At 43.5% G+C, this 12947-nt stretch carries 11 protein-coding genes; 5 read left to right on the top strand and 6 right to left on the bottom strand.

Features of this window, described 5'->3' with window-relative positions:
• Positions 1–56: 56 nt before the first annotated feature.
• The gene (locus AB4180_RS02300; RefSeq protein WP_102250125.1) at positions 57–962 is read right to left on the bottom strand and encodes a manganese-dependent inorganic pyrophosphatase; all 906 of its coding nucleotides are present in this window, start codon (positions 960–962) and stop codon (positions 57–59) included.
• Positions 963–1163: 201 nt separating this feature from the next.
• On the opposite strand from AB4180_RS02300, the gene AB4180_RS02295 reads away from it, so the two are divergent.
• Positions 1164–2378 carry a putative manganese transporter gene (locus AB4180_RS02295; RefSeq protein WP_012604363.1) on the top strand — a complete coding sequence of 405 codons (1215 nt, stop codon included), beginning with the start codon at positions 1164–1166 and terminating at the stop codon, positions 2376–2378.
• Positions 2379–2710: 332 nt separating this feature from the next.
• Here AB4180_RS02295 and torA read toward each other — a convergent pair whose 3' ends face one another.
• Genes torA through torE form a run of 3 tightly spaced genes read right to left on the bottom strand, consistent with a single transcriptional unit; the run spans position 2711 to position 6612 of the window.
• On the bottom strand, positions 2711–5173 hold the full coding sequence (gene torA, locus AB4180_RS02290; RefSeq protein ID WP_009848787.1) for a trimethylamine-N-oxide reductase TorA: 2463 nt from the start codon (positions 5171–5173) through the stop codon (positions 2711–2713).
• Between the two features lie 24 nt (positions 5174–5197).
• On the bottom strand, positions 5198–6379 hold the full coding sequence (gene torC, locus AB4180_RS02285; protein WP_017060299.1) for a pentaheme c-type cytochrome TorC: 1182 nt from the start codon (positions 6377–6379) through the stop codon (positions 5198–5200).
• A gap of 50 nt (positions 6380–6429) precedes the next feature.
• On the bottom strand, positions 6430–6612 hold the full coding sequence (gene torE, locus AB4180_RS02280) for a trimethylamine N-oxide reductase system protein TorE (protein WP_008222628.1): 183 nt from the start codon (positions 6610–6612) through the stop codon (positions 6430–6432).
• A gap of 436 nt (positions 6613–7048) precedes the next feature.
• Between torE and AB4180_RS02275 the strand changes: the two genes are divergently transcribed.
• A complete protein-coding gene (locus AB4180_RS02275; RefSeq protein WP_065678784.1) occupies positions 7049–7843 on the top strand; it encodes an ABC transporter permease in 795 nt (264 codons plus the stop codon).
• A 383-nt stretch (positions 7844–8226) separates the two neighbouring features.
• On the opposite strand, the gene focA is transcribed toward AB4180_RS02275, so the two are convergent.
• Together focA and AB4180_RS02265 are read right to left on the bottom strand one after the other, a co-directional pair.
• A complete protein-coding gene (focA, locus tag AB4180_RS02270; protein WP_009848790.1) occupies positions 8227–9069 on the bottom strand; it encodes a formate transporter FocA in 843 nt (280 codons plus the stop codon).
• 362 nt (positions 9070–9431) lie between these two features.
• On the bottom strand, positions 9432–10736 hold the full coding sequence (locus AB4180_RS02265; RefSeq protein WP_102250126.1) for an ATPase: 1305 nt from the start codon (positions 10734–10736) through the stop codon (positions 9432–9434).
• 259 nt (positions 10737–10995) lie between these two features.
• Between AB4180_RS02265 and AB4180_RS02260 the strand changes: the two genes are divergently transcribed.
• The 3 genes from AB4180_RS02260 (at position 10996) to AB4180_RS02250 (ending at position 12880) form a co-directional block, all read left to right on the top strand.
• Positions 10996–11226, top strand: coding sequence for a TIGR02647 family protein (locus AB4180_RS02260; RefSeq protein WP_004734587.1), 231 nt, complete (start codon positions 10996–10998; stop codon positions 11224–11226).
• Positions 11227–11340: 114 nt separating this feature from the next.
• A complete protein-coding gene (locus tag AB4180_RS02255; protein ID WP_102250127.1) occupies positions 11341–12195 on the top strand; it encodes an NAD(P)H-binding protein in 855 nt (284 codons plus the stop codon).
• The gene (locus tag AB4180_RS02250) at positions 12188–12880 is read left to right on the top strand and encodes a YdcF family protein (protein ID WP_102250128.1); all 693 of its coding nucleotides are present in this window, start codon (positions 12188–12190) and stop codon (positions 12878–12880) included. Before AB4180_RS02255 ends, AB4180_RS02250 begins: the two co-directional genes overlap by 8 nt.
• Positions 12881–12947 lie beyond the last annotated feature (67 nt).

The raw sequence follows: 12947 nt of genomic DNA, 5'->3' as shown, positions 1-12947 counted from the left end.
TCTTAAACGATCGGCATTATGCTAAATAAGCAGGCGTTTAATATTAAGCGACTTGATTAAACAAGCTCACCTTGTAGCCAAGGCCAGCCTTGCTTCTTACGGCTTAGTGTATTTTCCATCATCAATACACCGTCTTTCTCATGCTTAACCAGTTTCTCAGCCCACTCACCTTTGTATAGAAGACGAGTTTGAGCAGTAGTGATGTCAGTTAGCATTACCGCAGCAAATGCTAGACCATCTTTCTCACAACGCGCTTCAAGATCAGCTTCTAGCGCTTCGATCATGCCGTCTACTTGCTCAAGAGTCGCAAGTTCAACTTGACCAACAACAACATCACGACCGTTGAATGGGTAGCCTTTAAGGTCTTTTTCTACTAGCTGTGCAGCAGATAGGCCTTCGATGTTTGTCTTAGCGATTAGAAGCGCTTTGATGAATGCATCAACGTCAGTTACGCCAGCAATTTCAGCAAGCTCAGCAACCGCGTCTTTGTCTTTTTGAGTACATGTTGGAGAAGCGAAACCAACTGTGTCTGAAAGAATTGCAGACATCATTAGTTTAGCGATTTGTTGAGAGATTGCGTGACCTTCAATCTTGAACATGTTGAAAAGTACAGTGTTTGTACAACCAACAGGCCAGATCCAAGCTTCCATTGGGTTTACTGTCATCACGTCGCCTAGACGGTGGTGATCGACAATACCTACGATCTCTGCATCAGCAACATCATCTGGTGCTTGTGCTAGGTCTGAGTAGTCTACTAGCCAGATTTTCTCACCAGCAACAGAAGTACGAAGCTCTGGCTTTTCAGCACCAGCGACTTCTAGAATGTGTTGAGTTTCGCGGTTGATCTCGCCTTGGCGAATTGGTGTCGCTTCCTCGCCACGAGCTTTAAGAAGCTCAGTTGCAACTAACGCACTACAAATACTGTCACTATCAGGGTTTTTGTGACCAACAACTAAAATCATGTTTCTTCCTATTACACTAACAATTATGACTCTACCTTTAGAGTCTCTCTTTATTAGGCATACTTTACCTCATTTTTTTAGATTGGTCATGTTTCGTGGGTTTGGCCAATGGTAACAAAAGATAAAAAAACAACGAATGCAATTGATAATTATTATCATTCGTATATGATTATCTTAATACACAAATTTTGAGTGACACTTATGGATCGACTAATCTCTTTTTTGCCAAGCAGCAGCGCTGCGAAAACAACTCAGTTTTCACTGTCTTTTAAGCGCCTGCTTTTACCTATTTCACTTGCGGCGTTAGTTGCAGCTCCTGCTACGCGAGAATTGACGGTCACTACCTTGTCTGACGCCTTCTGGGCAGTGTCATGTTACGTTGCGCTAACCCTAGCGATTTACCACTGGTTAAGTCTATACATCAACAAAGATAACGTCTTCAATAAGCTCGTCCATCAATCTCGTTCAAACCAAGTTGTATTCGCCGCGCTAATGGGCGCATTGCCAGGCTGTGGGGGAGCGATTGTGGTCACCACACAATTTATTTCAGGCAAACTCGGATTTGGTGCGGTTGTGGCTGTACTCGTCTCAACCATGGGTGACGCGGCCTTCCTGTTAATTGCTAGCGAACCCAAAACAGGTTTAGCCATGATGGCGATGGGTGTAATCGTGGGTACCGCCTCAGGACGAATCATAAACTTGTTTCACGCAGACGACTTTTTACGCCCGAAACAGGCAGAGAGAAATGAAGCGGAAAACAGCTGTACCTCACAACCTCAAGGTCAAAGCCCTGTCTCTAAAAAAGCGATAAACCTTCAGGGTTACCTATGGTCTGTGCTTATTATTCCGGGAGCCGCTGTTGCCCTTCTTGGCTCTTTTCAAATCGATGTAAACCAGTTGCTGACACTGCCTGAGATGTCTATGGAATGGACGGGAACGATTTTACTGATCAGCTCGATGTTTTTGTGGGGGCTTACTCGTGAAATTGAGGATTACAAATCGGCCGTAAGTGAAGATGAAAAATGTATAGGTTCTCACCCACTACAAAAAACAGCTCAAGATACAAACTTTGTCACTGCATGGGTAGTGGTCGCTTTTCTTTTCTTCGAGTTTGGCTCTGTGCTTGCAAATGTCGATTTTGCGACGCTATTCTCAAGCTGGGGTATGATGCTCCCCCTGGCGGGTGTGTTGATGGGCTTACTGCCGGGGTGTGGTCCACAATTGTTGGTCACTAGCCTTTACCTTTCAGGTGCACTGCCACTTTCAGCTCAGGTCGGTAACGCAATATCAAATGATGGTGACGCTTTATTCCCTGCTATCGCAATGGCACCAAAAGCGGCTCTTGTGGCCACATTATATTCAGGCATACCCGCATTAATCTGTGCATACGGTTATTGGTTTATGTTCGAGATTTAACTCAAGCTGATTCAATTCCATAGGTCTCTATTAGGTCGATACTTTGTATCGGCCTTTTTGTTCCCGTCTGCCTAAATCCTTACAACAGATTCTTTTTACACTCCCTTCCTGCTTCATAGTTCATTGTTCATTGTTCATAGTTCATAGTTCATAGTTCTACAGCCTATCTCAAACGGCACGTCGTTATAGCCTGTCTCAAAAACGCCCCCTCTGGCGCTATGACAATGCTTAATTACAAATCCCACACACAGGCTGGAAAAACAAAAAGCCCCTGTAAGAGTGCTTACAGGGGCTTTAATTCAAGCTTTAATCTTGGTTCTTAAGTACGAGACTTAAGAAACTTCGATTGGACCACCGAATGAAGTTACTGGAGGCAGTTTGCCTTGGAACTTCTCGAAGTTAACCAAACATGTGTTTGCTGACGTTGCTTGAGCAAGTTCAGACGTACCGATGTCTTGAGTTAGTGTGTTTGGATCGCCGTATGTATCTAGCGCCCCCACTTTCTCGTTGATCGGGCCATACCAAGCGCCTTCTTCGATACGAACAACACCAGGTGCGTAGCTATCCATTAGAACAGCACCTGCTAGTAGTTGACCACGGTCATTGAACACACGTACTACGTCGCCATCTTTGATGCCTTTCTTCTTAGCATCGATTGGGTTGATGTAGATTGGCTCACGGCCTTGTACCGCGTAAGTCGCACGCCACTCTTCAGATTCACACATCTGAGAGTGAAGACGCTTGTCTGGGTGACAAGATTGTAGCCAGTACGGGTGTTTATCAGAGCCTGGACCACCGTGTGAACGTTCAGATTTCTCAAACCACATTGGGTGTTCTTGACAGTGCTCGTAACCCATGTTGCCAACAGTACGGCTTGTGATTTCGATGAAACCAGAAGGCGTACCTAGTGCGTTGATCTCTGGATCTTCACGGAATGAAGCGTGACGAGTCCATGGCTTACCTTTACCGAAGTCTAGGAAACCTTTCTCCCAGAACTCAGCAAACTCAGGCATTTCGAAGCTGCCTTCGTTTGATGCACGACATTCGTCATACAGAGATTTAACCCACTGCATTTCGTCCATACCACGCGTGTAATCGTCGTAACGACCCCAACGCTTAGTTAGGCTAGACATAATCTCGAAGTCAGTTTTAGACTGGAACAGAGGATCGACTAGTTTGTGCATCGCGATCAAACCACGACCAGAGTACGCGCCGTAACCATCAATATCGTTACGTTCCCACTGAGTACATGCAGGAAGCACGATATCAGAGTGACGACAAGTTGCAGTCCAAGCGAAATCAACAGCCACTACAGTTTGTAGGCTCTTGAATGCTTTACGCATCTTGTTGCGATCTTGGTGGTGGTGCCACGGGTTATTACCACTGAATACCATCATCTTGATATCCGGTAGTGTAACCGTTGAACCGTTCGCTTTGATCTTCTTACCTGGCTCTAGCAAGCTATCTACCCAACGAGCAACAGGGATTACACGGCTGTAACCGTTGTAATCAGTGTTAGTGTGCTTAGGCGATTGACCTTGGTCGATGTTCAACGGGAATGAACCCGGAGCAGCGAAGCCAGTTGAAGAAACACCGATACCAGAGTAATGGTGACCGTAAGAGATACCACCGCCAGGTAGACCGATTTGGCCAACCATTGCTGCGATAACGGCACACATCCAGTAAGGCTGCTCACCGTGTTGTTGACGTTGGATACTCCAACCGACAAGAATCTGCGTACGACCGTTAACCAGCATCTTAGCGAATTCACGGATAGAGTCCGCGCTTGCACCACAGATAGCCGAAGCCCACTCAGGTGTCTTCTCAACTTTATCTTTCGTTTCACCTTGAACGTACTTGATAAAGTCTTCAAAACCTAGACAGTAAGTTTCGATGAACTTCTTGTCGTATAGATCTTCGTTGTAAAGAACGTGAGCAACACCAAGCATGAACGCCACATCAGTTTGTGGGTTGATGTACATTTGCTCGTTTTCTAGGTAACGGCCTGTTTTGTTTTTAACAGGGTCAACAGAAACAACGTTGATCTCTTTCTTAGCGACTTTTTCTTTCAGCTGTTCTAAGTATGCGAATGACTCGTGAGTCTCACATGTCCAACCTACTTGCAGGTTTTTAACTGGATCGTTACCCCAAAGAACAATGTTGTCACTGTTTTCTAGGATAAGTTCCCAAGATGTACCTTGTGCGTAAACTTCAGTAGAACCTAGCACGTAAGGCATGATCGTTTGACCAGCACCTGTTGAGTAGTCACCGATTTTCTTCACAGAGTAACCGTGAAGTGCCATTGCACGTTGCATGTGGTTAGTACAGCTGTGGAACTGACCCGTTTGTCTCCAACCAGTTTGACCTGTGTGAAGCGCCCATGGACCGTAATCTTTCTGTACGCGCTCTAGTTCGCGGTAAACAAGGTCTAGTGCCTCATCCCAAGTCACACGAATAAAACGGTTGTTACCACGCGTGTCTGCGCTGTATTTATGCTTCTTCAACCAATCTAGGCGAACCATTGGGTAACGCACACGTGATGGGCTGTAGATAATACCTTTAATACCTTTCAACATCTCAGTTGGGTGTTGATCGATTTCTAGAGGTTTAATCTCTTGTACTTTACCCGCGTAAACGCGAGCTCGGAATGCACCCCAGTGAGAACCAGAGACTTTCCACGCGCCGTCTGTTTCTGCAGCAGATGCTGAAGCCGACGCCAATAAGCTTGGGCCGATAACCGATGCCGCACTTGTCGTCGCGACACCTTTCAGAAAACTTCTTCTTGTAATTGCCATTGTGTTACTCCAATTGACGTCTTATTAGTGATGGCCTTCAGAAAAATCTGATGAGTGCTTCTGTAGATACTTAAGAACAAGTGCTTCTGTATCTGTATCGAAGTTAACGAATGCAATCATACCATCTAGCATGCCTACCCAACCGTTAGCGCTGAAGTGAGCTTCATCTGGCTGTGAGTGACACGTTGAACAGTTAGATTGGTACGCTTGACCAGCTGCGTTCCAGATTGGATCGAAGTTATCAACCATAGACTCTTTCTTCATCCAAAGTGCTAGGTTAACTTCTTCCCAAGGAAGGCCAGTTAGCTCATCTTCTTTCTTCTCACCAACAGTGATTACGTCACTTTGAGATACTTCTTTCGTCAAGATTGCAGTCGAGATGTTCATACCGAAGTCTTCTTGGATTACACGTCCGAAGCCTTTCGCTTTACGCCAACCGTCGATTTGAATCTTGATCATGTCGCCTTTTTCGTCGATCACAGCAACTTTACTTGCAGGGCTTAATAGACCCGCTTCAACTTCAGCTGTTTCATCTGTGTACATTGGTAGGTGACGAATAGAGATCACGTCTGAACCATTTGCGTAAGATGTGCTGCTTGCTACGTTTTCTAGCTCGCCAACAATACCGCTCGCTGATGCCATATCTAATGGAAGGTTGTGAGCAATACCTTTGTGACAGTCAACACAGCTTTGATCACGCTCTGCCGCGTTCTTCATCTGGATACGCGCTGTTGGGCGCATGTTTTCGAAATCCATTGAATCGTAGTTGTGGCAGTTTTTACACTCTAGAGATTTGTTCGAAGAGAAACGATCCCATTCGTGTTTAGCCAGTTCGATACGACGAGCTTCGAATTTCTCAGGTGTATCTAAGTCACCAAACACTTGAGCGAATACTTCTTTAGATGCTTGCATCTTACGAGCAATTTTTGCTGTCCATTCATGTGGAACGTGACAGTCAGGACAAGTAGCACGTACACCAGAAGTGTTTTTCCAGTGAACCGTTTCTTGTAGTTCTACGTACACGTTGTCACGCATGGTGTGACAACTTACACAGAACTCTTCTGTATTTGTGTGCTCTAGAGCTGTGTTAAAACCGCCCCAGAAAATAACACCGGCGATAAAGCCACCCATAGTTAGTACACCAAGACTGATGTGTACTGCAGGGCGAGTCATTGTGCGCCATAATTTAACTAAAAATGATTTCATGTTTAGCTCTCTTAAATATTGATTTTAAAAAATGTTGTTACTAGAGGGCATTACATGCCGCCGTGAGCACCAGGAGGTCCGAATACAAACACTTGCAGTGCCCAAACTAGGAAGCCGTAACCGCCTACAAAAGCCACACTTAATATTGGAAAGAGAACCACCGCGATGAAGAGGAAAGACTTCCACTCCAACGAGCGTTTTTCGCCAGTTTCAATTTTATTAACATCACTCATACATTTTGCCTATTTTGTATTTAGTAATTTCGAGTAACCCATTCTATGGGGCTAAAGTTCTTGAGTATCTAACAACAAATTTTAGACCATACACAAAGTAGGGTTCAATCAAATCCCCCGTTATAACCCTTGCTAATCAATACTTTTTTGAGGTCATCCAAACTTGTTTTCAGTTAAACAAAGTTATTAAAAAGTATTAACAAATGTGAAGAATTAAGTATATTTCACAAATGTTAAAAACCAACATACAAGCAACCATATGACAACCAATTTTAACTTTTTACCTACTAAGTAGTAGCTAAAAAAGCCTCAAACAACCACTATCTAGTGTTTTGTTTGTTAAATGATTGATCATTTTTAGAATTGGTGACTTTACAGTTGAAATGCATCATTTGGCACTTTCAGATATGATGGAGACCACTTAAAAGGAATCATTATGCAAGACGTTATTGATATATCTTGGTGGCAGTTATTGTTCTTCAGCTCACTTCTCTTGCTACCCATTACCATCAACCACAAGTTAAAACTCGGCCTTGGTAAAGAGGCTTCTGTCAGCATAATCCGTATGGTTATTCAGCTATTTCTGGTTGGACTTTACCTAGAATACTTGTTCACCTTAAATAGCTTATGGGTCAATTTACTGTGGCTATTTGCAATGATCATCGTTGGGGCAAGCTCAATTGTTGAAAAATCTAGGCTCCCCAAAAACCTACTTTTAGCTCCTATAGCCGTTAGCCTTGCTGTAACTTGTGTACCTATTGTCTTGTTTATCTGCTTTTTCATCATTAAACCGACACCGGTTTTTAACGCACAGTACCTTATCCCTATTGCAGGGATGCTGTTAGGTAATAGCTTAAGCAGTAATATCGTGGCATTGCAGAATTTGTTTGGGGCTTTTGAAACGCAGAAATCAGAGTACGAAGCGGCTATCGCTTTGGGCGCGTCTCCTTCCTATGCAGCCGCGCCTTTTGTTCGTAATGCGATACAGAAAGCGATGTCACCAATTATGGCCTCTATGGCCACTACAGGCTTAGTCACGCTACCGGGAATGATGACAGGACAGATCTTAGGTGGTGCATCACCAATGATCGCGATTAAGTATCAGTTGATGATCATGTTAGCTATCTTCGTGATGATGAGCTGCTCTTTAGCACTTGCACTTCAGCTCTCATTGAAGACATCTCTTACTAAAGAAGGCCGAGTTCTCGCGCAAATACAGCCTTCGAAATAGCCTCCCTACTCCACTTAGATCTGGTTACTCACTGAATTTGAGACAGGTTATCCACAGAAATTGTGGATAACCAAATCAATATAGATCCTTTTTTGTCCATTCCCACCTAGGGAAAGATCATTACCTTTGATCTTTGGGTGTTTTCAAAGACATATACACACACGGTGATCATCGCTATTGAGCGTTCACATGATAATTTAAGAAATGAATAAGTAGATTTTCCACAAATAAAAACGGCCTGCAATGCAGGCCGTCTTGTAAATGTCATAAGTCAGTTCAGTGTTTTCACTGAGTCCAAGTTACCCAGTTAACTCGTAAACTGGATTAACCGCGTAATCGGAATTAATCACGAAACCTTTGCTTGGTGGATCACGCCACCCTTATTAGTCACGTAGGTAGATCAACCAGTACCACATACCAACAAAGATACCACCGCCAATGATGTTACCAATGGTAACGGGCAGCAAGTTGTTCATCAAAAAGTCCATCATGTTCAGATCAACATAGTCCGCAGGGTTAGCGCCTGTCATTGTCCAAAATTCTGCGGGAGCAAATGTTTTGATACCGATAGCTAAAGGGACTTGGAACATGTTGGCAATACAGTGCTCAAAACCGGCTGATACGAACATCGCAACAGGTAAAATCATAACTGCGATTTTGTCAGTCAGTGTACGTCCACTAAACGTCATCCATACCGCGATACAAACCAACACATTACACATGATGCCAAGCGCGATAGCTTGGATAAAATCATGGTGCATTTTGTGTTGGGAAATCGCCATGGCATTCAAACCCACTTGTCCATGATCGAACATGTACTGTTTAGTCAGAAGCATACAGGCCACCAGCAGCAATGCACCAATTAAGTTACCTACATAAACCGTGGTCCAGTTCTTAACTAATGTACGCCAGGTAATCTTGCCACTTGCGCGAGCAACAAGCGTCAACACCGAGCTGGTAAACAATTCACCACCAGTAACAACAACAAGGATTAATCCTAAGCTAAAAGCTAGACCACCCAATAAGCGAGTAATACCCCACGGTAAATCACCAGCACCGGTAGTCACGATAGTGTAGAACACAAACGCGATACCAATATGTATGCCAGCAGAGATCGCTAGGAGAAAAGATTTGATTGGATCTTTGGTTGCTTTACCTACGCCAATATCTGCAGCGCGCTCAGCCATTTGTGGCGGTAATAATGAGTCGAATTGGTTTAGATTCATGATGATTTACATTTTGAAACATGTCGTCGGGAGCGCGATAATCCTCTCTTTCATTTCTGAATTCAAGACCTATTTTAAGCTCGAAATGCCTCTCACAATCCTGTTGAAAGAAATTAGCCCAAGTTATTCCAAATTCATACGACTTTAGTAGTAAAAATAAAACTCTGCTGAATGATTAGTTATCAGCATAGAAAACAACACATCTATAAATATCAACAAGTTACGTTAAAACCAAAGGAATAACGTACACTATAATGACTCAATGGACACTTTTGTTTCCAGATTTTGACATAGATCAACAGAACGTAAAAAAGCGCCCTTAGGCGCTTTTAACTCAATCACAAATAAAGAAATTAGTCTTACTAAACCGAAGGTTCAATCATTTCTTCTAATGATTGTTCGTTAGATGCATCCTCTAGGCTAGATTCAATACTAGGAAGAATCACATCAGAGTCACTTTCGCTGGCAACTTTACCACCTAAGCTTTTCAAACTATCCACTAACTCTTCTAGGCTCTTTATATGAGCATCACTCTTGGTAACCTGATCATCTAACAATTGGTTGTGCTTGGTCGCTTCAACCAATTTCTGTGTTTGTTTCTGATACTCACTTTCTAACTTAGCGAGTCGTTCAGTCAAAGTTTTAATCTCTGACTTTAATGACGCCGTCATGTCTGAGCCTTTCAGCGCTTTAACACTCGCTACAATTTTTTGAGACTGAAGGCGCAATACAACATCACGGTGATCTTCATCATTAACCACTCGTGAAATGCTCAATAACTGATTCTCGGCATTTAAAACCGATTGTTCAAATTTGTCACCTTTAATACTTGCGAGCACTTTAACTTCATGAGCAACACTGCGCACGTGGTTTAATTCGAACTCTGCAGCGTGAACTGCGTCTTCAATGATCGACTTTTCACGGGGACTGGCTTTCACTTGGCTTTCTGCCAAAGCAATTTGAGATGCCGCTTTAGCAAACGTCAGTGGAACAACGTCGTCGAAATCTTCATCTTCCAAGAACTCCAACTCATCCTTCAAAGGTTCGATGTACTTCTTGTGGGCCACTTTAACTTCTAACAAACTCGCGTTATTAAGAAACTCTACCTGTGCTTCCTGAGCATCTTCAAGTTCGTCGACCAGCACATACTCAAACAGCTCGCTGTATTCTGAATACAAGCGCTTGTAGCTCGATGCAAACATAGTGTCGGCACCAAGAAACTTTAAGTAATCCATTTGCACTATCGAGTCGGCTAATACTCTGTCAGCCTTTTCCTTTAGCACTAAGATCGAGTCATAATTTGATCGAATCAACGCGATTTTTTCATCAAAGGCTTCGGCGTAAGTTAATGTCGAAAAAATCGAGTAACTCTTGGTTAACCGTGTTTGATCTTTCAGTAAGTCCGCATAAATGCTTTCAGCATCATCCCAAGCGTCTAATAGTTCATTGTAATTCTCTGGAGCATAGAGAGACAATTGAGCGTGTTCTTCAAGCTTAGCCTCCCACTCGGAGTAAACACTTTGGACAGACTGAAATGAACGGACCTCTACTGTTGATTCATTGTCATTTGTGGTTTGGTTCGCGCCTGTCTGCTCTGAGGGTGTACTTTGACAACCTGAGATAGCAAATAGCATACTGATCGTTAATGCTACTTTGTTCACTCTCACTGATGCGTTTCCTTTTTATACAATATTAGCTGGATGCAATATATTTCTAGTAACACAATATATTACAACCACTTCCCAATAAACATCGTTCAGAATTTAAGTGGCTGCAAATCACGCAATCTAACTAAAATAAACCCACCATACGACGATTAATCATTCAATTTGGTATCACTTATCAATTCTATTTATTTGCTATTGCTTGAGCCGTGAATGCGCACTAAGGTGAAGGTAGAGAACGTTATGAATATATAGGTTAATTATGAAGTACAACGCTGAAAACATTGCTGATTTAAACCTCCTTCTTCAATTTGATGTAAGTAGTGCCGCTACTGGAATTAAAGTTCATCAAGAGGCAGCTCAAGAAACTCAAGACGCTGTTAAGCGCCTATTCGAAAAGAACCTTTGTACTCAGCCAGACGGCGGTTACCTAACAGATGAAGGTATACAGATGGCAGAGCGCGCAGACAAACTACTTCGCGTACTAAACTAAAGCTCCATTGTTCTAGTAAAAACTCCACTCGCTTCGGCCGTGGAGTTTTTTCATTTTTGGCCAAAGGTTTGTTAGGCTTAATGTAAATTCGTCATCTGCAGTTGTGAGGAACACATGGCTTCTATATTTATTGTTGGTGCAGGCTGGGTCGGTGCACCTTTATCTGAACATCTCGTCAAACATGGTAACCAGGTCGTCGTTACGAAGACCACCCAAGCGGGTGCAGACACCATTGGTAACAAGCGTATCCCATGTGAAGTTTTCAGCTTTGACTCATCAGAGCCTGAACATACTATCGGCCAACTCTATTCGCTGTTACTCGAAAATAATGCAGAGATCGTCATTGGTAGCTTCCCTCCCGGCTTTAGAAAAGGTGCGGGACAAGAATATGCTGAATACTGGCAACAGCTAACCAAAGCTTGTCAGAAAGCCAATGTCAAAAAGCTGATCATGGTTAGCTCGACCACGGTCTACCCGACCAAGCCAGGGATCTTATACGAGCAAGATGCCTCATTAGCGATTTCTACGTTAAGTGATGAACAGGCCAACTCATTTTCGGACAATGCACGCGTGATGCTACAAGCAGAACAGTACATCATTGATTCCGGTATCGACTACACCATCCTTCGCTTTAGCGGGTTGATTGGCCCTAGCCGCCACCCCTCTAGGTTTGCAAGCAAATTGAAACAGGTCAGCACTAAAGCGCCAGCCAACATGCTTCATCTTGACGACGCGATTGGCGCTGTCAACTTCGCTATCAACCAACTGCACAACGAAGTGGTTAATGTTACGACCCCAAACACGGTGAGTAAGGCGGAGTTTTATGCCGCTGCACTAAAAAGCGCCAATAGCAGTGAGCCGTTGCCCCTCGTGGTAGATACGCCAGACAAGCTGATATCTTCGAAAAAGATTCTCGACTTAGGTTACTCATTTAAATTCGATTCCACGCTGGACGCTCTTTATGACTAATCAATCCATAGCTAACCAAGACATAGCTAAGCAATCTGTAACAAATAACTCAAGGATTAAGCTACATCGTTCGATCGACACCCTTTGGAACTTCATGTCTATGGGTCACAAGGTTACGCCTTCAGATTGCATCTTTGTGCTGTGCAGTAATGATACCCGTGTCGCTGAATACGCTGCCGAGCTCTATCACCAAGGTGTGGCGCCTTATATCGTATTTTCTGGCGGTGTGGGACGCTTTACAGAAGGGAGCTTTGAGCGTTCAGAAGCCGAAACATTCGCGGCTATTGCACGAGATGCTGGCGTGCCAGACTCTGACATTATCATTGAGAAACACGCAACCAATACTGGGGAGAATGTACGATTCACCCACAAATTGCTTATTGAGCGTGGGCTGTCACCGAAAAGACTGACCTTAGTACAGAAGCCCTTTATGGAGAAACGTACCTACGCCACGTTTAGTAAACAATGGCCTGAAGAGAGTGTAGAAATAACCGTGACTTCACAATGGCAAAATTGGGATGATTACTTTAACGAAGAGTTGCCGTTAGACATGGTGTTGGGCGCATTGATTGCTGATTATGAACGAATCAAATTCTACCCAGCCCAAGGCTTTCAAATTGAGATGCCAATCCCCGATGACGTTGATCATGCCTATCAAGCATTGAAGCAGCTCGGCTTCGAATAAATCAAAAGCTTCATTTCGAATAAAACAAAAGCGTGACTTGGAATAAAGTAAAAACACAGGCTCAATA

Source organism: Vibrio sp. 10N.286.49.C3, from assembly GCF_041469545.1.
In the GTDB taxonomy this organism is placed as follows: Bacteria; Pseudomonadota; Gammaproteobacteria; order Enterobacterales; family Vibrionaceae; genus Vibrio; species Vibrio tasmaniensis_A.
Note: the sequence above shows the minus strand (reverse complement) of the source record. Positions and strands in the feature narration are given on the sequence as shown.

Coding starts and splice junctions, on each gene's coding strand:
- AB4180_RS02300 (WP_102250125.1), bottom strand. CDS start 962: ATGATTTTAGTTGTTGGTCACAAAAACCCTGATAGTGACAGTATTTGT.
- AB4180_RS02295 (WP_012604363.1), top strand. CDS start 1,164: ATGGATCGACTAATCTCTTTTTTGCCAAGCAGCAGCGCTGCGAAAACA.
- torA (WP_009848787.1), bottom strand. CDS start 5,173: ATGGCAATTACAAGAAGAAGTTTTCTGAAAGGTGTCGCGACGACAAGT.
- torC (WP_017060299.1), bottom strand. CDS start 6,379: ATGAAATCATTTTTAGTTAAATTATGGCGCACAATGACTCGCCCTGCA.
- torE (WP_008222628.1), bottom strand. CDS start 6,612: ATGAGTGATGTTAATAAAATTGAAACTGGCGAAAAACGCTCGTTGGAG.
- AB4180_RS02275 (WP_065678784.1), top strand. CDS start 7,049: ATGCAAGACGTTATTGATATATCTTGGTGGCAGTTATTGTTCTTCAGC.
- focA (WP_009848790.1), bottom strand. CDS start 9,069: ATGAATCTAAACCAATTCGACTCATTATTACCGCCACAAATGGCTGAG.
- AB4180_RS02260 (WP_004734587.1), top strand. CDS start 10,996: ATGAAGTACAACGCTGAAAACATTGCTGATTTAAACCTCCTTCTTCAA.
- AB4180_RS02255 (WP_102250127.1), top strand. CDS start 11,341: ATGGCTTCTATATTTATTGTTGGTGCAGGCTGGGTCGGTGCACCTTTA.
- AB4180_RS02250 (WP_102250128.1), top strand. CDS start 12,188: ATGACTAATCAATCCATAGCTAACCAAGACATAGCTAAGCAATCTGTA.